The sequence below is a fragment of the Bacillus sp. FSL W8-0519 genome, from assembly GCF_038005585.1.
In the GTDB taxonomy this organism is placed as follows: domain Bacteria; phylum Bacillota; class Bacilli; order Bacillales; family Bacillaceae_G; genus Bacillus_A; species Bacillus_A paranthracis.
On record NZ_JBBOTL010000001.1, the window covers coordinates 4,837,462 to 4,857,082 of the forward strand.

At 36.8% G+C, this 19,621-nt stretch carries 22 protein-coding genes; 3 read left to right on the forward strand and 19 right to left on the reverse strand.

Translation table 11 applies throughout. The features are described from left to right. Window positions 1–136: 136 nt before the first annotated feature. From NST14_RS25530 to NST14_RS25540, 3 genes are all read right to left on the reverse strand, one after another. Window positions 137–508, reverse strand: coding sequence for a hypothetical protein (locus NST14_RS25530; RefSeq protein ID WP_001206595.1), 372 nt, complete (start codon window positions 506–508; stop codon window positions 137–139). A gap of 117 nt (window positions 509–625) precedes the next feature. Next, window positions 626–868, reverse strand: a complete 243-nt coding sequence (locus tag NST14_RS25535) for a DUF3937 family protein (RefSeq protein WP_000475829.1) — start codon at window positions 866–868, stop codon at window positions 626–628. Between the two features lie 254 nt (window positions 869–1,122). Then, window positions 1,123–1,650, reverse strand: a complete 528-nt coding sequence (locus NST14_RS25540; RefSeq protein ID WP_000826892.1) for a hypothetical protein — start codon at window positions 1,648–1,650, stop codon at window positions 1,123–1,125. 143 nt (window positions 1,651–1,793) lie between these two features. Here NST14_RS25540 and NST14_RS25545 point away from each other — a divergent pair, with 143 nt between their 5' ends. Continuing rightward, the gene (locus NST14_RS25545; RefSeq protein ID WP_000713754.1) at window positions 1,794–2,441 is read left to right on the forward strand and encodes a phosphatase PAP2 family protein; all 648 of its coding nucleotides are present in this window, start codon (window positions 1,794–1,796) and stop codon (window positions 2,439–2,441) included. A gap of 56 nt (window positions 2,442–2,497) precedes the next feature. Here NST14_RS25545 and NST14_RS25550 read toward each other — a convergent pair whose 3' ends face one another. The 12 genes from NST14_RS25550 to NST14_RS25605 all read right to left on the reverse strand — a co-directional run bounded on the left by NST14_RS25550 (window position 2,498) and on the right by NST14_RS25605 (window position 14,340). After that, a complete protein-coding gene (locus NST14_RS25550; RefSeq protein ID WP_000666170.1) occupies window positions 2,498–3,511 on the reverse strand; it encodes a PTS transporter subunit IIC in 1,014 nt (337 codons plus the stop codon). A gap of 22 nt (window positions 3,512–3,533) precedes the next feature. Further along, complete coding sequence (locus tag NST14_RS25555) at window positions 3,534–4,484, reverse strand: L-lactate dehydrogenase (protein ID WP_000820657.1); 951 nt, start codon at window positions 4,482–4,484, stop codon at window positions 3,534–3,536. A 245-nt stretch (window positions 4,485–4,729) separates the two neighbouring features. Beyond that, window positions 4,730–4,978: a spore coat protein gene (locus NST14_RS25560; protein ID WP_001002987.1), complete on the reverse strand. Its 249-nt coding sequence runs from the start codon at window positions 4,976–4,978 to the stop codon at window positions 4,730–4,732. 13 nt (window positions 4,979–4,991) lie between these two features. Beyond that, on the reverse strand, window positions 4,992–5,177 hold the full coding sequence (locus NST14_RS25565) for a hypothetical protein (RefSeq protein ID WP_001180555.1): 186 nt from the start codon (window positions 5,175–5,177) through the stop codon (window positions 4,992–4,994). Between the two features lie 636 nt (window positions 5,178–5,813). Then, complete coding sequence (locus NST14_RS25570) at window positions 5,814–6,101, reverse strand: DUF2178 domain-containing protein (RefSeq protein ID WP_000117695.1); 288 nt, start codon at window positions 6,099–6,101, stop codon at window positions 5,814–5,816. Next, on the reverse strand, window positions 6,098–6,325 hold the full coding sequence (locus tag NST14_RS25575) for a helix-turn-helix transcriptional regulator (RefSeq protein ID WP_000813828.1): 228 nt from the start codon (window positions 6,323–6,325) through the stop codon (window positions 6,098–6,100). The genes NST14_RS25570 and NST14_RS25575 overlap by 4 nt, the downstream gene beginning before the upstream one ends. Window positions 6,326–6,505: 180 nt before the next feature. After that, window positions 6,506–7,072 carry a hypothetical protein gene (locus tag NST14_RS25580; protein WP_061131766.1) on the reverse strand — a complete coding sequence of 189 codons (567 nt, stop codon included), beginning with the start codon at window positions 7,070–7,072 and terminating at the stop codon, window positions 6,506–6,508. Between the two features lie 97 nt (window positions 7,073–7,169). Beyond that, window positions 7,170–7,727 carry a TetR/AcrR family transcriptional regulator gene (locus tag NST14_RS25585; protein ID WP_046198708.1) on the reverse strand — a complete coding sequence of 186 codons (558 nt, stop codon included), beginning with the start codon at window positions 7,725–7,727 and terminating at the stop codon, window positions 7,170–7,172. Between the two features lie 3 nt (window positions 7,728–7,730). Further along, complete coding sequence (locus NST14_RS25590) at window positions 7,731–8,453, reverse strand: MBL fold metallo-hydrolase (protein WP_001242587.1); 723 nt, start codon at window positions 8,451–8,453, stop codon at window positions 7,731–7,733. A gap of 138 nt (window positions 8,454–8,591) precedes the next feature. Beyond that, entirely contained in the window at window positions 8,592–10,376 is a 1,785-nt protein-coding gene (locus NST14_RS25595; RefSeq protein ID WP_000416296.1) for an acyl-CoA dehydrogenase family protein, read from the reverse strand. Window positions 10,377–10,764: 388 nt separating this feature from the next. After that, window positions 10,765–11,937, reverse strand: coding sequence for an acetyl-CoA C-acetyltransferase (locus tag NST14_RS25600; RefSeq protein WP_001206345.1), 1,173 nt, complete (start codon window positions 11,935–11,937; stop codon window positions 10,765–10,767). Between the two features lie 21 nt (window positions 11,938–11,958). Further along, a complete protein-coding gene (locus NST14_RS25605) occupies window positions 11,959–14,340 on the reverse strand; it encodes a 3-hydroxyacyl-CoA dehydrogenase/enoyl-CoA hydratase family protein (RefSeq protein ID WP_229143413.1) in 2,382 nt (793 codons plus the stop codon). Between the two features lie 235 nt (window positions 14,341–14,575). On the opposite strand from NST14_RS25605, the gene NST14_RS25610 reads away from it, so the two are divergent. Together NST14_RS25610 and NST14_RS25615 are read left to right on the forward strand one after the other, a co-directional pair. Then, complete coding sequence (locus tag NST14_RS25610; RefSeq protein ID WP_001096347.1) at window positions 14,576–14,722, forward strand: YuzL family protein; 147 nt, start codon at window positions 14,576–14,578, stop codon at window positions 14,720–14,722. 87 nt (window positions 14,723–14,809) lie between these two features. After that, window positions 14,810–15,649 carry a D-alanyl-D-alanine carboxypeptidase family protein gene (locus NST14_RS25615; RefSeq protein ID WP_000831472.1) on the forward strand — a complete coding sequence of 280 codons (840 nt, stop codon included), beginning with the start codon at window positions 14,810–14,812 and terminating at the stop codon, window positions 15,647–15,649. A 22-nt stretch (window positions 15,650–15,671) separates the two neighbouring features. Here NST14_RS25615 and NST14_RS25620 read toward each other — a convergent pair whose 3' ends face one another. The 4 genes from NST14_RS25620 to NST14_RS25635 all read right to left on the reverse strand — a co-directional run bounded on the left by NST14_RS25620 (window position 15,672) and on the right by NST14_RS25635 (window position 19,574). Beyond that, the gene (locus NST14_RS25620; protein ID WP_000436775.1) at window positions 15,672–16,589 is read right to left on the reverse strand and encodes a proline dehydrogenase family protein; all 918 of its coding nucleotides are present in this window, start codon (window positions 16,587–16,589) and stop codon (window positions 15,672–15,674) included. A 311-nt stretch (window positions 16,590–16,900) separates the two neighbouring features. Next, a complete protein-coding gene (locus tag NST14_RS25625; protein WP_001290594.1) occupies window positions 16,901–17,146 on the reverse strand; it encodes a YusU family protein in 246 nt (81 codons plus the stop codon). Between the two features lie 47 nt (window positions 17,147–17,193). After that, window positions 17,194–17,496 carry an MTH1187 family thiamine-binding protein gene (locus tag NST14_RS25630; protein WP_001018860.1) on the reverse strand — a complete coding sequence of 101 codons (303 nt, stop codon included), beginning with the start codon at window positions 17,494–17,496 and terminating at the stop codon, window positions 17,194–17,196. Between the two features lie 77 nt (window positions 17,497–17,573). Further along, window positions 17,574–19,574 (reverse strand): methyl-accepting chemotaxis protein, encoded by a 2,001-nt coding sequence (locus tag NST14_RS25635; RefSeq protein WP_229143414.1) that lies wholly within the window; start codon window positions 19,572–19,574, stop codon window positions 17,574–17,576. Between the last annotated feature and the right edge of the window lie 47 nt (window positions 19,575–19,621).

Genomic DNA, 19,621 nt, shown 5'->3' on the forward strand with positions numbered 1-19,621 from the left:
TTTATCATCAATCTAAAGGTAAACGTATCCTTTATTAAAGCAGAAATGTATACTTTTCTACTTTTTCGTAGTTTATTTAAACTCTTTGCGGAATCGCCACTAGCTTATTTACATCATTATCGTTAGCTGAGGTTAATTATATTTTTCTACGTACTACATAAAAAGCTAAGGAACCCATAATAATAGGTGCAACTAAACTAGAAGCATATGCACTAGTAATAGTAAAAAGAGAGAGTATAAATATATAGATAAGAGATAGTCCAATAAATACAGGAATTCCAACTCGAAACTTCCTACATTGTTTTATGTTCCTGTATAACACTTCTCCAATTAGGCAAGCTACAAGATCTAATACACTACCAAATATGATGAGAATTACAATAAATCCAACTATGTTAGGTAAACCATTCTCGTTAGAATAACTAGGATCCGAAATATACGGTATTAAGAACCATATAATAGTAAAAGTAAGCAGGCTTGCAGCATAACTAATTAAAAATTCCCTCAACGTAATCATCCCCATAAATTTCTAATATTATCTTCATTGTATGGCATAATGCTCTATCATTGATAGCAAGACTACCATCCACAAAATTGCTAATTGCATGAAATAAAAAAGACGCATTTAAATAGATGCGTCTTTTGGCGATGTTTCTTTTGTGAAATCATATAAAGCAATTGCGCCTAAAATAACCAATATACTTTCAGGGGCATCTAACAAAATAGTTCTCCAAGTTTCTGATACTGCCCATTTAATACCTGCCGCTGATTCAAGATATGTTTGAAAATAACTGATTGTAAAATCAATTACAAATAAACATACAAGTAATGTTAGACCGAATCGAATTAATTTCTTATTTTTAAACATGTAACACCTCTCAAAATTCATTGGATATTTCTAATTTTAGTTCATTACATATAAAAATCTCTATATTTAATTTTAACATACAAAAATTCCAAATAAATACAATATGCATATTTGCATATTTCGTGTATATTGAGGAATTACTGTTAATAAAAAAGCCCTACTAGTAACCTCATAAAAATGGAATCATTTGGACCATTATATAACCAATTCCTGAATGCAAAATAAAGGAGAAACCTTGTTTACAGGCTTCTTCCTCATCTATTCAAATAATCTGCAATTGTTTGAAATACGACGATATACATATTATGAATACTTTCTTCTGTATTTCCGCCATTAGATAAACCAACTGCCCATTGTTGTCCTTCACCACTTCCGATATTTGCAAACCCTTGCGTATACATCGCATTTACATCTTTTCGGGCACTGTTATACTCTATCCCTTTTGTAATAAAAATCGAATATGATTTATCTTGTAAACCGATAAAAAATACTGGTTTCTTTAGTGATGAAAATACATTTTTATATTGCTCTGTTGAGGCTTCTTGAAAGTGATCTTTCATTATTAGAAAACCATCTACTTCCTTAGATTTCTTTTCCAGTTCCTCTAACTTTATTTCCTCAAACTTTACATTCCTAAACGTATCTTTCGGTTTTTCTCCAACAACTCCAATTACTAGTGCTCTTCCGTTATATTCTAATTTCTCTCCTTCTTTATCCTTTGCACACCCAGCACCGACTAGGCATATGAATATAAAAACTAAGAAATACGATAAACGCTTCATTTAGCACCCTCCCCTTCTTTTCAGTCAAGTGACAAAAACGTAAGGTTCATTCAAGAAAATGTAAGTAAAATCGATAGCCCAAATTGCGTTTCTATATTATAATCAATTGAATTTACTTACATTACTAAACATAGGAGATTATCATGAAGAAATTTAAACTTTCATCTTTTCTTCCGTTAAGTTATATACTTCTACTCGTACTCGTAAGTCCCCTTTACGATGTATTAAATAAATCGACTGTACACGCAGTAGATGTCACAACTGTAGTAGATGATTGGATTCCATTTGTGAAAGCATTTATTATTCCTTATTTAATTTGGTTTCCTTACTTATACGGCGCACTTATTTATTACTGCTTTGCAGATCGAAAACAATATTATGTCACTTTAAGTAGTATCATTCTTGGAAAACTTGCTTGTTTTTCTATTTATTATTTTTGGCAAACAACTGTACCACGTCCAACCGTCGTTGGAACAGACGTATTTTCCGAACTAGTCCGCTATATTTATAGTATCGATCAACCGGTGAACTGTTTCCCTAGCATTCACGTTCTTACTACCTTTATCATTATGTTAGCTGCCTTTAGACGTAGAGAACAACATGCTTTTGAATATTACATTCTTACCTTCTTCGGTACGCTTATTATTTTATCAACGCTATTTACGAAGCAACACGCATTTGTAGACGCCATTTCTGGAATGACGCTTGCAAGCATACTCTACTTCGGCGTTCAGCTTTTATTAGCAAAAGAAACCGTACGTGTTCCAGTAAAACAAAATCATAAAATGTAAAAAGCAGACTGTGGCTTCTCAGTCTGCTTTTCTCTATATAAAAGGAGATTTTCAAGTTAAGATTGCGGTACAGTCATATCACCAGAGTGAATACGACCTGCTTTTTTAAGAGCAATGTAAAGTATATAAGAAACAGCTACTGGAATGACGATATAAGTGATTACCATCGCTGGGACAACTTCCCATCCTTCGCTGGAAATTAAATTAATTGGTGCGATAAGAGAACTTAATCCAAGACCTGCAATTTCTTTTCCTGCTTCCAGTTGGAAAATTAATGCGGATACTGGACCAACTATTGCACTGGCGACGACAGTTGGGACGAGAATCATTGGATTTTTAGTAATATTTGGCAACTGTACTTTCGGAGTACAAAGTGCTTGAGCTAATATGCCACCTAAATTATTTTCTTTCGCTGAGATGACAGAGAATCCGATAAACTGAGCAACGCAGCCTGCAAGAGCAGCACCACCTGCAACACCGTCTAAGCTAAGTGCGATCGCTAACGCAGCTGATGAAGCTGGTGAGATAAGTAATAGTCCCCAAACGACTGCAATGACGATAGAAGCGATAAACGGGCTACCAGCTGAACTATCTTTAATGAATGCTCCAACTGCATTTAAAACAGGAGTAATATTATGAGATAACCAAATGCCGACTAAACCAGAACCTAATATTGCCGCAAATGGAACGAGCATCATATCTAACGCAGTTTTTCCACTTAAACGTTTACCAATATATACAGCTAAAGTCGCTGTTAATAATGCACCGATTGGCTCACCTGTTTTAATAATTAGACCTGCTTCAGTAATTGAAATGGATCCGGCACCAATCGCTCCAGCTACCATAGCTGAGAAGATTACAAGACCGTTTGCACCAAGCATAAAAGCAATTCCGGCACCAATGGCTGGTGCCATAAGTGATTTTGCAACAACTCCGATTGTAATAAGCAACGGAATATCAACAATTCTTCCTATATTTTCGATTAGTAAACCAATTCCAAGGGATACGAAAATACCTTGTGCGATTCCAGCTGATGCTTTAAATACACGAGACATTATATATTCCTTCATTTGTTTCACCTTCTCCTATAAGTTAGTAGCCAATTGTTTTCATATAATCACGTAAAATGTCGTTTGATTTTGCGAATCGAGATTCTTCATCCTCTGTTAAATTTAGTTCTACAATTTCTCTTATACCATCTCTAGTAATAATAGCTGGCACTCCTGTACAAATATCATATTCACCATACTCACCATCTAAAATGGCTGATACAGCAATTACACGGTGATCATCGTTAAAGATTGAGTTTGCAATATATGCTAGAGAATTTCCGATTCCGTAATAAGTAGTACCTTTTCGTTTATAAATTTCCCATCCGGCTTTTGCAGTCTTCTCAACGATTTCATCTAAATCTATTTCACCAAATCGTTCTTTTTGTTCTTCTAATATTTGCAGAATTGGTTTTCCACCAACAGTTACGTGTGACCAAGCAACCATTTGAGAATCACCATGTTCTCCTAATGAATACCCATGAATACTACGAGGATCTACATGTAACATTTCAGATAAAATTGTTCGTAAGCGAGAAGAATCTAGTGATGTACCAGTACCGATTACACGATTTCTAGGTAATCCAGATAATTTCCAAACTTGATATGTAATAATATCAACTGGGTTCGATGCAAGTAAGAAAATACCATCAAATCCACTTTCCATTACGCCGCCAACAACACTTTCCATAATCTTTGCGCTTGCTCCTAAAGTATCTAAGCGACTTTGCCCTGGTTTTGGCGCTGGTCCTGCTGTAATAATAACAATGTCCATATCTTTGCAGTCTTCATAACTTCCTGCATATACTTTTGTTCTTGTATTTGTAAAGTTAATGCAGTGTGATAAATCCATTGCTTCCCCAACTGCACGTTCATGATTTATATCAATTAATAATAGCTCTTCGCAAATGCCTTGATTGACAATGGAATATGCACAACTTGATCCAACTAATCCAGTACCGATAATTGCAATTTTTCTTGTATGTCTTTTCATAGCAATCTCTCCTAATTGATCATATAATCTATTTCTTTTGTTCCTTACACTCCTAATTATAGAGGTTCCCACGATAGAAACCATGGATACTTTGTGAAATATTGAGCAAAGTTTTTGTCCTTTTTGTGAATTGTTATATTCCATTTTCGTCATATTTGTTACAACTGGAAAAATATTTATTATGTATTTATTGACATATACAAAAAGAAAACGAGCGAATAGATTCGCTCGTTTTCTTTTTCCTGTTATTCCGCACTTAATTGGCTTTTTAATTGCTGTACAATCATCGGATTTGCAGGTGCTGCCGGTTTGTAATAACTCTTTTGCTTTGCATACTCATACATATTACGTTGGCGCATTTCATCTTGATTACGAATTTGGATTAACGTTTGGTGTAACTGTTCATTATCAGACTGAGCAATATAATTTGCATAACTTGTTAAACTTGCATTTAATCCTGCTAAATAATCATTTACCATATCTTTTTCATTCATCTTTCGCTTCCTCCTATCCTAAGAAAGTCATTAATTGTTGTTTCGTATTTCGTGCATCTTGCGCATCTTTTTGTAGCATTTGTTTCAGTTGTGGATCCGTACACGTCTGTGCATACTGCTCCAACTTGTTAATAATTGTTGCGTGTCCACCAATTAAATGACGTAAGTTTTCTACTTCAAGCTCTGTTAAGTTTTGCATAGGATACTCCTACCTTTCTTCTTTCATTCTTCTTTAGTATTCTGTTCTTTTTAAATCGTATTCATGAAAAAGCTTTCTTACATTTCACATCTATTTATAAATACAGAAAAACGTTATAATTACAGAAAAATACAAATTTTCAAAAGGTCACCTTACACTAACGATAGTATCTCAAAACAAACCATAGTAGGTTGGTGTGCTTATGCAAAAATATTTTAAAATTATCTTCTTAATGGTTTATGCAATTCTGTATATAAAATTGTTGATTGATATATTAACTTTAAAGCCATTACTCACTTCTATTCCTTCACATATGTTATTTCTCATTTGCTTTCTATTTATAGCACTTAACAATTACAAAAATCGTAACACTACATTTTTCCTATTGTTTATTAGTGCAACTCTATTAGTAAGTATTAGTTCCATTAAAAGTATTCTTATATAAAGGAGCAATAAACATGAAAACCCACGACTTCCTTACAGAAATCCAGAAGGGCTCTGAGCCTAGTCCCTATCAAGATTCCATCGCATTCAGTTTCGTTTGCTTTTTCTTAGCGATATTTACATTTTTCAAACTAGCTAAATAATATCATTTAACAAAAAAGAGCCTCTAAACCACTAGAGGCTCTTTCTCATCTAATATCTTCTTTTCAAAACTACAATAGTTAAAGCATACGAACAAAGCACTCCAGCTAATAAAAATGCATTTGCTAATTTATACTGTTCGCCTGTTAACGAATATAGATTCCCTATTAAAAAGATAACTAAATATAGAAATAAAAATACAAATAATGAAATTTTAGCTGCATTCCCTGTAATATGCTCGCCTCTTTCATCTTCCCCCTCATTCTTCTGAAAACGTGTGGAATATAAAACACCTATTAGTCCCGCTACTGAGATTATGATCCCTATTACAACGCTCATTCCGTTTCCCCCTCTATTTTATATTGAAAAACTTCATGAAACTCCTTACCTAAAATATGTGCAATTTCAAAAGCTAAAATTAAAGATGGATTGTAACGATTCGCTTCAATTGAGGCGATCGTTTGTCTACTTACCCCTGCTTTGTTCGCTAAATCAGTTTGTGACCAGCGTTTTTCTGCTCTAAGTACAACGAGATTATTTTGTAAAATTCCACTCTGTTTCATAACCTCTCCTTTTTACATTATTTTCTATATTTTAATTGTAATTTATTTTTAACATGATGTAAACTATTTTTAACAATGACGAACTAAATCTTTAATCTTCCAATTCCACCTACCATTATTCAGGAATCATACGCACTAAAAAACCTTAGAATCGCTTCTAAGGTTTCCGGCTATCCATATTCAAGACACTATACTGATGAGCAACGAAAAAATTAATAATATAACTACCAACCCGCCGATTATTCTTGCTATAAATTTCTTTTGTTCGCCCGCACTTGAAACGATAAAACGGAAATATAATATACCACCTATCGCAATAAGAATACATTCCAATATGATACTAATAGCCGGAAATCTCCACAATCCAAAACCAAGCATAGGTAAATCCCCGTAATTGCCCGGAAGTAACGGCAAATCAGCACGGTGCACAAGTAAATCTAAAATCCAATGACTAAAAACTACAGCTCCAATAACAAAGCCATTTCGCTTTCCCCACAGCCTCGTACCGACTATTCCTGCAACAAAAGCAATAAACAGTGCTCCTATTAAAGAGTGTGTGTAATCCGCATGAATGATTGCTTCACCATAACTATTCCTATTAATAGGTTCAATTGTCTCTACTCCTAAAATATAAAGTGGCAAAAAAATGACATCCAACAATTGTGAGCTTAACATGAGAACCCAAAGTGGTAATTTAGGTGATTTGGCTTTTACTACTGCCGCTAAGCCAAAATGTCCTGCAAACATTTCACTTCACATCCTTTTGTCATTGTCCCTCCAGCAAATCAAAGCCTACTATATAAAAAGCATGCTCAGCGACAAATTCATGTTTTTCTCCTCTTATTCACTCTCTCATTCCACGTAATCCTTTAATAAACGTTTCCAACAATACATGTAAACTTGTATCTAAATCTAATGGCAGACCAAATCCGCCCTGCTGTTCAATCGACGCAAATCCATGACAAATACTTCTGAATCCACGTGTCGCATGAAGTGCATTCTCTCCTTCTAAGCCGTACTGTTGTAAAACTTGAAGACAAAGCTTTACAATTCCGTCACCTGCTTTTCTTACTTCTTCATCTCGTAAAAAAGTTGCTTCATACAGTCCAGGATGTTTACGTACGAATGCTACATACGCTTCTCCTAAAGCATGAATTGCTTCATCCATCCGTTTACCCTCGGCCGCTTCTTCCAGTTTGTTATACAGCTGTTTGATTCCGTAAATACCAAGATGTTTCCGTACATCTTGTAAACCTTTCACATGATTGTATAGCGAGGGTGAACGTACCCCTAATGTTTGCGCTAATGAAGCTAACGTTACTTCTTGTATTCCATTTGTATCTGCAATTTCTGCTGCTGTTTCTACAATTTTCTGTAATGTAAGTCCGATTCTCGGTGACATAAATTACCCCTCTTTTCTACTTTCTATATTCCGCTTCGCTTCCTTAATAGCAAGCTCTATAATAGCACCTGGATCCTTTATCATTTTCCCATGTCCTGCCGCAAGTAAGGAAGGCTCATATTCTCTTAACTTCTCTGCACTTTGTAATGATATTTCTTTACTCCACGTTGCCATCGCAGGAAACGGAAACCAAAATTTCATTTGTCCCGAAACAGCCGTACCTCCTCTTGTTTGAAATGCATCCCCAACAATAAGAGCTTTATTTCTTATATCAAGAAACGACATGGAGCCCGGTGTATGTCCCGGTGTCACAATAGCAAGCAGCGATCCAACTCGGTCACCATCTTCTAATAAAATATCAGGTACCGTTTTTATCTTTTTAGGTACACCGCCTTTTATTGGCGTATTTGGTTCATCCTTTTGTAACGTCGTATCTCCTTCTAACAGCTTTGCGTCCCGCTTAGAAATATAGACTGGAACATGAGGAATTACTTCCTTTAATGCGTCTAATGCACCGATGTGATCATCATGCGCATGTGTTAATACAATCTTAGTAATTGGTTTCCCTATTTTCTCAGCCGCCTGCAAGATCCCTTTTGCGCTATATGGTAAAGCAGCATCAATTAAAGTTAAACCATCTTCTTCCTCCACAAAGTAACAATTCACAGGAAACACTCTTGGCAAAAATGACAATTGATATACCGTTTTTTCATGCATCATTCTCATATTCCCATCTCCCTCTTCATGAAAACTAATACCATTAGTTTTATTATACTAATGGTATTAGTTTTATACCACTGAAAATTTCATTTTTTCAGAAAAAAGAACAGTAGCCGTATAAACGCCTACTGTTCTTTAAAGGTATTAAACTGTATAACGCTCATCTTCTAAAATTTTCGCAGCAATTTCACGTTTCTTCGGAATTACGTTAAGTGGTGTGTGGCGAGTTAATTTACGTAATGATGATAACATCATGCGTAGCATGTCGCCGTTTTCAACTGCGATAAGTGTTTCTTTCGCATGTGCTTCGATTTCGTTGAATGCTTCTTGGCAGAATACTTCAGTGTATAACACTTTTTGTTTATTCTTTTCAAGACCAGTTGTTTTAATTGCTTTTTCTGTACGAAGAACAGCTGACTCCATTGCGTATAAGTTGCTTACGATGTCAGCGATATTCACAAGAATTTCTTGCTCTTTATCTAATGCTTTACCGTATTTTTGAGCAGCTAATCCAGCTACCATTAAGCCGATTTTCTTCGCGTTATTTACTAAATATTTTTGAAGTGCTAATGGCTCATCGCCTACTTCTTCTGGCATCATCATCATTAACTCTTCTTGTAATTTTTGTGCTTTTTGAAGAAGTGGTAATTCACCTTTCATCGCTTTACGTAAGAACGTACCTGGTACGATTAGGCGGTTAATTTCATTCGTTCCTTCGAAAATACGGTTAATACGAGAATCGCGATACATTCTTTCAATCTCGTACTCTGCCATAAATCCGTAACCACCGTGAATTTGAACACCTTCATCTACTGTATAGTCTAGTACTTCAGAACCGAATACTTTGTTTAAAGAGCACTCGATTGCATATTCAGCGATAGAAGCTGCTACTGCTTTACCGTCTTTTACTTCTTCTTCAGATAATGTGCTCATTCGGCTTTCGAATAAGCCTACTGTACGATATACAGAGCTTTCAGCTGCATATGTTTTTGCTGCCATATTCGCAAGTTTCTCTTGAATTAATGGGAAACGAGCGATTGGTTGCTTGAACTGTTGACGTTGGTTTGCATATTGTGCTGAAATTTCTACTGCACGTTTCGCAGACCCAACTGTACCAACACCTAATTTATAACGACCAATATTTAAAATGTTGAATGCGATAATATGACCTTTACCGATTTCACCAAGTAAGTTTTCTTTCGGTACTAACGCATCTTCTAAAATTAACGTACGAGTTGACGAACATTTAATACCCATTTTCTTTTCTTCTGGGCTTGTAGATACACCAGCGTAGTCTTTCTCTACGATAAATGCTGAGAAGTGCTCTCCATCAATTTTTGCGTATACGATAAATACGTCAGCGAATGCAGAGTTTGTAATCCACTGTTTTTCACCATTTAATACGTAATGTGTACCTTCTGCATTTAAACGTGCCGTTGTTTTTGCACCTAATGCGTCAGATCCTGAACCTGGCTCTGTTAATGCGTATGCAGCTAATTTTTCACCAGTTGCAAGTAATGGTAAATACTTTTTCTTTTGCTCTTCGTTACCGAATAACACGATTGGTAAAGATCCGATACCTACGTGAGCACCGTGAGTAATTGCAAAACCACCAGCGCGAGAGAATTTCTCTGCGATTAACGCTGAGCTTACTTTATCAAGACCAATTCCGCCGTACTCTTCTGGTACGTCAGCGCCTAATAAACCAAGTTCCCCAGCTTCTTTTAAAAGACGAACAGAACGATCAAACTCATGTTGCTCTAAATATTCAAGCTCTGGAAGAACTTCATTTACGATAAAGTCCTCTGTCGTTTTTGCAATCATTTTATGCTCAGATGAAAAATCTTCTGGCGTAAACACTTGATCAATCGTAATCTCATCTACTAAAAAGCTACCGCCTTTAACCGCACTTCCTACTGTTTTTTCCATGAAAATTTCCTCCTTCATATTTTCATAAGCCGCTTCTCTCATTTTGAAAGAAGCTGGCTCTCCCGTTTATTTTTTATAAACCTTTGTTGCTTCCATTCTTTGCATTGTCGGCGTCTCGTTGTGAGCGAGCCGCTTCCACTTTTTTTATAATCCAGTTCCGGTGGCTAGAACAGTCGGTCGTTTCACCCCTTCCTGTGAGGCAAAAAGCGCCTCTTCGTCAGGGCTTCCAACGCCCTCCTGTTCTGAGCAAGCCACCTGCACTTTTTATCTAATCCAGTTCCAGCGGCTAGAATGTTCGGTGGCTTCGCTTCTTCCTGCGAGGCAAAGAGCGCCTCTACGTCTGAAGCTCCATCCCCCTCACATTCTGAACGAGCCGCTTCCACTTTTTTTATAGTAATTCAAATACTCCCGCTGCTCCCATTCCGCCGCCGATACACATTGTTACGATACCGAATTGTTCGTTGCGGCGTTTCATTTCGTGAATAAGAGATAGTGTTAGTTTTGCTCCTGTACAGCCAAGTGGATGTCCAAGTGCGATTGCACCGCCGTTTACGTTTACTTTTTCTTCATCTAAACCAAGTTCACGAATAACTTGGATCGATTGTGAAGCGAATGCTTCATTTAGTTCAAATAGGCCGATATCAGATAGCTCTAAGCCAGCTAGTTTTAACGCTTTTGGAATTGCTGCGATTGGGCCGATTCCCATTACTTCTGGTGGTACACCCGCTACTGCAAATGAACGGAATTTCGCAAGTGGCTTCATGCCATCGCTCACTGCTTTTTCACGATCCATCAATAGTACAGATGCTGCACCGTCACTCATTTGTGAAGAATTACCAGCTGTTACAGAACCGCGAACGTTAAATGCTGGACGTAATTTACCTAAAATGTCTAGCGTCGTTTCTGCTCTGACACCTTCGTCTTGCGCAAAAGTAATTGTTTCTTCTTGCAGTTTGTTATTTGATCCAACAGTACGTAACGTTACATCTACAGATACTGTTTCATCAGCAAAGTTCCCTGCAGCTAATGCTTTCGCAGCACGTTGATGACTTCTTACTGCAAATGCATCTTGCTCTTCACGAGAAATTCCATATTTCACAGCAACTTGCTCTGCTGTATGTCCCATACCCATATAATATTCTGGAGCTGCTTCTACAAGGCGACTATTCGGACGAACAACGTGCCCCATCATGGGAACTAAACTCATTGATTCCGCTCCGCCTGATAATACCGCTTCCGAGTGACCAAGCATAATGCGCTCTGCTCCGTAAGCGATACTTTGTAAACCTGAAGAACAGTAACGGTTAATTGTAATAGCTGGAACATCGTAAGAAAGTCCTGCTAATCCGCCGATATTACGAGCCATATTTAAACCTTGCTCTGCTTCTGGCATCGCACAACCGAAAATTAAATCATCGATTGGTCCTTCATAATTCGCACGCTTTAACGTTTCTTTTACTACTAACGCCCCTAGATCGTCAGGACGAACTGTTTTTAATGAACCCCTCTTTGCTTTTCCAATTGGTGTTCTTGCTCCCGCAACAATGACAGCTTCTCTCATGAACGATATCTCCCCTCGTTATTAGTTACGTAATGGCTTTCCTTTTACAAGCATGTGCTGCATTCTTGCTTGTGATTTCATCTCACTTACTAAGCTAATAAATGCTTCACGTTCTACATCTAATAAATACTGCTCATCAACTTCTGTTCCGTACGGCACTTTTCCGCCTGCGATGACATATGCAAGTTTCTTCGCAATATGAAGGTCGTACTCTGAAATGTAACCAGATAAATGCATTGCTTCTGCACCAAGTGCAAGAGTTGCATATCCTGTTTCACCAACAACCGGTATCTTTTTACGAATCGGTGCTTTATAACCAGCTTCATATAAAGCAAGTGCTTTCTGTTTCGCATCGTATAGTAAGTGATCACCATTCACACTAATACCGTCTTTATCACCTAAGAAGTTATGAGAAACCGCTTCTTGTCCTGAAGTTGAAACTTTCGCCATTGCGACTGTTTCGAACACTTTATTTGCAACTTTTTGTAGATCAAATTCTACGCCGTTTGCCATTTTATTTAAGTGTTTAATGTATAGCTCTTTATTACCGCCTCCGCCAGGGATTAAGCCAACACCAACTTCTACTAAGCCCATATACGTTTCACTAGAAGCTTGAATGCTCGCTGCTGGTAAGCAAACTTCTGTACCTCCGCCAAGCGTCATACCATATGGTGCTGCTACAACTGGCTTAGAAGAGTATTTCATTTTCATCATTGCATCTTGGAAGTTTTTCACAACTAACTCAATTTCAAAGTAGTTGTCGTCTTGTGCTTCCATTAAGATCATTGCTAAGTTCGCACCAACGCAGAAGTTCTTCGATTGGTTACCGATAACAAGACCTTTATAATTCTTTTCTACTTCATCAACAGCGTAGTTAATCATTTGCGTAATATCCATGCCGATTGCATTGCTCTTCGAATGGAATTCTAAGCAAAGGATGCCGTCGCCTAAATCAATTAAGCTCGCTCCACTATTTTTCTTTAATACGCCGTTTTTCGCTTTTAATTGTTTAAGAGAAATGGCCTTTTTATTACGCTCAATTAACTTATATTCGCCATTATCGTAATAGTAGCTATCTCCGTTATCATGTTTATAGAAAGTAGTGAAACCTTTCTCTAACATTTCTTTCACCCAAGTCGGAACAACTACGCCATTTTCTTCCATCTTTTGAACGGACTTTTCAACGCCAATTGCATCCCAAACTTCAAACGGTCCTTGCTCCCAGCCGAAGCCCCACTTCATCGCTTGGTCAATTGCAACGATATCGTCAGCAATTTCTTTATGAAGTTTTGCAGAGTATAAAAGAGTTGGTGTAATGATGTTCCATAACAACTCTCCTGCGCGGTCTTTCGCGTATACAAGCGCTTTCAATTTATTCGATAAACCTTTTTCTTGTTTACTTAACTCGATCGATGCAGCTTTTAATTTTTTGCGAGCTTCGTACTCCATTGTTTCTGGATTTAATTCTAGAATTTCTTTTCCTTGTTTTAAGAAGAAGCCTTGACCTGTTTTGCTTCCAAGCCATTTTTTATCAAGCATGTCATGCATGAAAGCTGGTACTTTAAATACATCGCGCTCTTCTTCTTGTACGTTTTCATATACGTTATTTGCAACGTGTACAAATGTATCTAAACCGACAACATCTAATGTACGGAACGTTGCGCTCTTCGGACGACCAATAAGTGGGCCTGTTACAGAATCAACTTCCCCAATGCTATAGCCGCGTTTTACCATCTCTTGAAGAGTTACTAATAAACCGTACGTACCGATGCGGTTTCCAATAAAGTTTGGTGTGTCTTTCGCGATAACAACGCCTTTTCCAAGAACGTCTTCGCCAAATAGTTTCATGAAGCTTAATACTTGTGGATCAGTTTCTTTCGTCGGTATTACCTCTAGAAGTTTTAAATATCGTGGTGGGTTAAAAAAGTGTGTGCCTAAGAAGTGTTTCTGGAAGTCGTCTGAACGACCTTCTGCCATTTTTTCAACTGAAATGCCTGACGTATTCGAGCTTACGATAGAACCCGGTTTACGAACAGCATCTACTTTTTCAAATAGTTTCTTTTTAATATCTAAGTTTTCAACTACTACTTCAATAATCCAATCTACATCAGCTAGACGCTCAAGGTCATCTTCTAAGTTACCTGCTTCAATCAGTACTAAATTTCCTTTCACTGTCAGAGGAGCTGGTTTTTGCTTTAATAGTTTTTGTAGTGCCGTATTACTAAAACGATTTCTCACACTTTTATGTTCTAATGTAAGTCCCTTCGCTTCTTCTTCTTTCGTAAGCGCAGGTGGTACAATATCAAGCAATAATGTCGGAATACCAATATTAGCTAAGTGTGCCGCAATTCCTGAACCCATTACGCCTGAACCTAGAACAGCAGCCTTTTTAATTTGGAACATCCAATTCTCCCCCTATTCTTGAATGAATGCTCATTCAATTTTTCGACATAAGTCGCAATCAATGAGTGAGCCTCTACTAATAAATATATGATACTGTTTAAATTTTCGCAATATATTTATTGATAAAATTTTCTGAAATAAATATTTTTCTTTTATTTGCCCATGCTATATATGTATTTTCTTCACTAAAATACACTTTCCCTTTTTATAATCTGACGAAACTGGAGGAATATATATGGCAAAACTTAAGAAGAACCCTTCAAAGGCTGGAATTAGCGCAGCAAGTGTGACAGGAAACGCTGGACCAACTGATCGAGGCGTGGAAAAAGGACGTCAAGGTAATAACCAACAATATAAGAAGCATAATATGGGCGAAAAATAACGCTATATTTTTGGGCAGAGAACGTGGCATAATGGGTAATGGCTGCTTTTTCTGCCCAATTTATTTGTAACAAATGAGGGAATTATAATGAAACGAACAATAGTTATGATTGTAATGATTGCCACACTATTTACAGGGATGATTTTCTTCTCTTACGCACAAAGACAACAAGCTGTAAGAGCCGATCAACCTAGCATCACTGGGCAATACGGGATTACAATCGATGCAGACACAGGTGAAATTTTGTATGGCAAACGAGAAGACGAACGCTCTTATCCGGCTAGTATAGCCAAAATGATGACAACGCTTCTTTTACTAGAGAATGTAAAAGAGGATGAGGAAATTACAGTTACAGAAAACGCAATTAAAACAGAAAGTCAAAGTAAGAAAATTAAACTTCGTGCTGGGGAAAAGTTAAAACGTGATGAGGCATTAAAACTGATGCTTATCATTAGTGCAGATCCAATAGCTGAATCCATCGCAGAACATATCGCAGGATCAAAAAATGAATTTGTAAAAATGATGAATGCTAGAGCGAAGGAACTTGGTACAAAGCATGCGACTTTCAAAAACGCAAGTGGTGCTGATGCACTAGGAAACAAAGTATCACCATATGACATTGCTATAATTACGAAAGAAGCATTAAAGTACCCAGTTGTTTTAGAATATATGAATTCAACGCGTACAACTCTACATACTTCAGAACGCTCTCCAAAGATTGCAAACTATGGACGAGAAGAACTATATGACGATCCATATGCAATTGGAAGTAAAAGCGGTCTATCAGCACTCGGAAAATATACAGTCGTAACAGTGGATGAGAAAGACGGTAAACGCGTCATTAATGTTGTATTATCTTCTACTCGCAAGCAACTGTATCCTGATACGAAGAAAATGGCACATTACGCATTTCAGCAATTAAAATAACCAAGGAGTATTTTCTCCTTGGTTATTTTTTAACCATACCTTTTAATACGAACGCAACGTTTGCTGGACGCTCTGCTAGACGACGCATGAAGTAGCCATACCAGTCGTTTCCATAAGGTACGTAAACACGCATTTTGTAACCTTCTTTTACTAGCTCAAGTTGACGCTCATTGCGAATACCATATAACATCTGGAATTCAAATTGATCCCTTGGAATGTTGTGTTCTTCGGCAAGTTTTTTCGTATATTCAATAATCGCTTCGTCATGTGAAGCAATTGCAGTATAATTTCCATTTAATAAGTGCATTTTAATAATCTTTTTATAATTTTCATCTACATCTTTCTTGTCTGGGAATGCCACTTCTTCAGGTTCTTTATAAGCCCCTTTTACAAGACGTAAATTAGGATTATAAGCATTTAAATCCTCAATATCTTTTTCTGTACGATATAGGTAAGCTTGAATAACAGTACCGATATTATCGTACTCAGATTTTAATTGTTTAAAGATATCGATTGTCTTTCCGCAACGTGTATAATCTTCCATATCAATTGTAACGAATACACCATTTTCTTTTGCAGCTTCTAAAATGCGGCGCATATTGTTCATTACAATTTCATCAGAGATATCTAATCCCATAGAAGTCATCTTTAAAGAAAGTTGCGAATCCAAACCTTCTCTTCCAATAGCACGGATTGCTTCAATCGATTGGTTAGCCATTTCATTTGCTTCCGCTTCATTATCAACGAACTCCCCTAAATAATCGATTGTTACACAAAGTCCTTGCTTGTTTAATTGTTTAATAGCTGCTGTCGCTAATTCAATTGTCTCCCCTGCGACAAAGCGACCTGCACCAAAGCGTAAACCGTACTTTTTAGCCAGTTTTGTTAGCGCTTTATTTTTAGATAAGAAAAGAAACGAATTTCGCATTAATTGTTCCATGTAATTCACCCCTATGACTTAATTTATCTGTTTTTTACCCCTCTTCAAAATTATATCATTGTTTAAAATTATTGGATACAAATAATTATTTAGATAATTTATAAAATACTATAAAAACATTTAAAACCCTATATTCTCGCTTATAAATATGCCTGAAATATTTTTCGACATTTAGAAAAATAGAGTTTAATAGGCACAAAATAAGCATGTCGAAAATATTCGACATGCTTATAAAATCCTTTATATTCCATGTAAATTATATGAGGATATTAATACAGAAAACTTGAGATTATATTTATCCCAAGTTTTTTTTATTGTTCATTTCTCTTTTCTTCATTCAGCCTTTTAATATCAGTAATTAACTGCACCATCTCTTCTTTCGCATCGGGATACGTCTCATTCCAGTGCTTCACTAAAGCTGGCATCGTCTTCGCTATGTAAGAATACAGTGCCCACTTCTGTACCTGTTCTTTTCTCTCTTCATTGCTCTCTCCAAGTAATAGTTCCGTGTATTTCTCTAACAACCCATCAAATTGTTCGTTAAACTTTTCACTCATCTTATCTACCTCCTATATGAAAAAAGCAGCGGAAATCGCTGCTTTTTTTATAATTTTGATCGAACAGAGTTTAATTTCTTCTCCATTGTACTTACTTTATCACGACGATCATCGATACGAATTGTTGTTGCAACGCGCTGTGCACCTTTCGTATATGGAACTTCATGCATTTGTTGAATTACTTCTAGAATGACAGGAAGATCTCCTTCAATAATTGTATTCATTGGTGTTAATTGATACTTCACGCGATCTGCATTTTTCTCTAGCACCTTTTGTACTTCTGCTACATATTCACTAACACTTGGATTACCTGTTCCTACTGGAATAATCGATACGTCAACAATTGCCATAGTAGTCTTCCTCCTATAATTGCTTCTTATATATCCATTATCTATTTTACCGAAATACGCATCATTTTACTAATTTGTTATTCCTCTATTTTAAATTGCTCAACCAATCTTTCCAAGTCTCTCATATGCTCCGTCAAGCTTTCCATCGTATGAGCTACCTTTTCTAGATGATTCACTTGTGATTCAGTTGCAGCATTTACTTCTTCAGAAACAGCTGCGCTTTCTTGACTCGTACCAGCAATTGTATGCATGACCGCTGTAATTTCTCCTTGCTCGTGACCGATGTTATGGACCTCTTCTACAATTTGTTCCACTGAAGTACTAATCGTATTAACAACTGACATAATTGTGCGGAACTCCGCCTCTGCTTCTATCGTAACATTATTTTGTATATCCGCAATATCTTTTAATTTACTTACAACTTCTACAACTCGTCTTACCTCTACTTGTACATCACCAATCATCGTCGCAATTTCTACTGTTGCTTCTTTTGATTGTTCCGCTAATTTCCGAACCTCTTCCGCAACAACAGCAAAGCCTTTACCTTGTTCACCCGCACGTGCCGCCTCGATTGAAGCATTTAAAGCAAGTAAATTCGTTTGATCCGAAATACCTTTTATAAGCTCTACAACATTTTGAATCGATCCAACCCTTTGCTCTAACTTTCCAGATGCTTCCTCTGTATGAACGACAATTGAAGAGGATTGTTCTCTCGTACGAACTAAATTTCGCATCGTATTTAATCCTTGCTTAGATGCCTCTTCTGCTTTACCAGCTACTCCTTTTATTTCACCAACAGAGTTATTCATTTGTTCCACTGACTGCGCCATATTCTCGAGCTGCTCTGAAACTTCATCTACACTATTAGCGAGCGTAGAAGCTCCTCCGCTCACGTCATCCATTGCACCTGACACTTCTTTACTAGCTGCTACAGTTTCATTCGTTAAATAATGTAGATTATTCGTTGATTGTTGCACGGTTGATACACTATTTTTAATTTTGCTTACCATTTCATTCATTTGTTCAACCATATGATTAAAATGGTTCGTCAGTTCTCCAACTTCATCCTTACTTGTCACTTTCATTTGCAACGTTAAATCACCTTCTGCTACTTTTTGAACGTGATTCGTTAATAATTGCAGTGGTCTTGCTAATCTTCGTGAAAACAAGTATGAAGCTACGATTCCAACGAATAAGCTAATACATGCCATTATAATGACTGTATTTCTCGTACTATGTAATAGCCCATCAATTGTTTCTTTCGGATAAAAAATTCCTATCTTCCATTTCATCAAATCAAATGACTGACTATATGCAACTACCTCTTCACCTTTTAATGTAGTGACAGCATATTTTGTTACATCTTTATTTAAACTCTGCACAAGTGGCTCTTTCGAAACATCTTTCCCTATCTTTTCCGGGTAAACAAGAGCCATATTTTTATCATTTATAATAAACATTTCTCCGCCGTTATTGTATTGAATATTATGAAGTAATTTCTGAATTGTTCCGAGCGATACATCCATCGCCACAACACCTAATACAGATCCATCGTGAGCTGTAATTGCTTTAGAAACTCCCACGCTTAACTTACCTGTTGCAATTTCATACATAGGTTGTCCCCAGTGAACCGTTTTCACATCAGCTTCTGAGTCTTTATACCAAGGTCTTGTCGTTGGATCATATCCCTCTGGCACTTTTCCACCTTCAGCAAGATTGGCACTTAATGTTTTTTTATCTTTCGTACCAATATATAAGTCTAAAATGCCTGGATGGTTCTTTTTATACTCCGAAAACTCTTTCGTCAAAAATGCTTCCTCTTCTGGAGTAACTCCGTCTTGAAGCATATTACGAATCATCTCACTGTTCGCATAATACCCCATATCTTCATCCGTTCTTTGAACAAATGTCGTAAGTTGCTCTGTCACAAGATCCATCGTATTTTGAGAATACTGGTCTAAGGAGCGCACTTCCTTCTCTTTCTGTAATTCATACATAGCTGTACCTAATATTACGAACATCATAGAAATAAGTACCGAAAATACTACCGCAATTTTTAAACGTAAACTTCTTAACATCTTCCCCCAAGCATCCCGATACGATAAACTTAACTAAATCTATACAA

Coding starts and splice junctions, on each gene's coding strand:
- NST14_RS25555 (WP_000820657.1), bottom strand. CDS start 4,484: ATGAAAAGACATACAAGAAAAATTGCAATTATCGGTACTGGATTAGTT.
- NST14_RS25540 (WP_000826892.1), bottom strand. CDS start 1,650: ATGAAGCGTTTATCGTATTTCTTAGTTTTTATATTCATATGCCTAGTC.
- NST14_RS25575 (WP_000813828.1), bottom strand. CDS start 6,325: ATGAAACAGAGTGGAATTTTACAAAATAATCTCGTTGTACTTAGAGCA.
- NST14_RS25585 (WP_046198708.1), bottom strand. CDS start 7,727: ATGTCACCGAGAATCGGACTTACATTACAGAAAATTGTAGAAACAGCA.
- NST14_RS25565 (WP_001180555.1), bottom strand. CDS start 5,177: ATGCAAAACTTAACAGAGCTTGAAGTAGAAAACTTACGTCATTTAATT.
- NST14_RS25615 (WP_000831472.1), top strand. CDS start 14,810: ATGAAACGAACAATAGTTATGATTGTAATGATTGCCACACTATTTACA.
- NST14_RS25570 (WP_000117695.1), bottom strand. CDS start 6,101: ATGAGCGTTGTAATAGGGATCATAATCTCAGTAGCGGGACTAATAGGT.
- NST14_RS25630 (WP_001018860.1), bottom strand. CDS start 17,496: ATGGCAATTGTTGACGTATCGATTATTCCAGTAGGAACAGGTAATCCA.
- NST14_RS25590 (WP_001242587.1), bottom strand. CDS start 8,453: ATGAGAATGATGCATGAAAAAACGGTATATCAATTGTCATTTTTGCCA.
- NST14_RS25635 (WP_229143414.1), bottom strand. CDS start 19,574: ATGTTAAGAAGTTTACGTTTAAAAATTGCGGTAGTATTTTCGGTACTT.
- NST14_RS25600 (WP_001206345.1), bottom strand. CDS start 11,937: ATGAGAGAAGCTGTCATTGTTGCGGGAGCAAGAACACCAATTGGAAAA.
- NST14_RS25580 (WP_061131766.1), bottom strand. CDS start 7,072: ATGTTTGCAGGACATTTTGGCTTAGCGGCAGTAGTAAAAGCCAAATCA.
- NST14_RS25535 (WP_000475829.1), bottom strand. CDS start 868: ATGTTTAAAAATAAGAAATTAATTCGATTCGGTCTAACATTACTTGTA.
- NST14_RS25545 (WP_000713754.1), top strand. CDS start 1,794: ATGAAGAAATTTAAACTTTCATCTTTTCTTCCGTTAAGTTATATACTT.
- NST14_RS25620 (WP_000436775.1), bottom strand. CDS start 16,589: ATGGAACAATTAATGCGAAATTCGTTTCTTTTCTTATCTAAAAATAAA.
- NST14_RS25550 (WP_000666170.1), bottom strand. CDS start 3,511: ATGAAGGAATATATAATGTCTCGTGTATTTAAAGCATCAGCTGGAATC.
- NST14_RS25610 (WP_001096347.1), top strand. CDS start 14,576: ATGGCAAAACTTAAGAAGAACCCTTCAAAGGCTGGAATTAGCGCAGCA.
- NST14_RS25560 (WP_001002987.1), bottom strand. CDS start 4,978: ATGAATGAAAAAGATATGGTAAATGATTATTTAGCAGGATTAAATGCA.
- NST14_RS25605 (WP_229143413.1), bottom strand. CDS start 14,340: ATGTTCCAAATTAAAAAGGCTGCTGTTCTAGGTTCAGGCGTAATGGGT.
- NST14_RS25625 (WP_001290594.1), bottom strand. CDS start 17,146: ATGAGTGAAAAGTTTAACGAACAATTTGATGGGTTGTTAGAGAAATAC.
- NST14_RS25595 (WP_000416296.1), bottom strand. CDS start 10,376: ATGGAAAAAACAGTAGGAAGTGCGGTTAAAGGCGGTAGCTTTTTAGTA.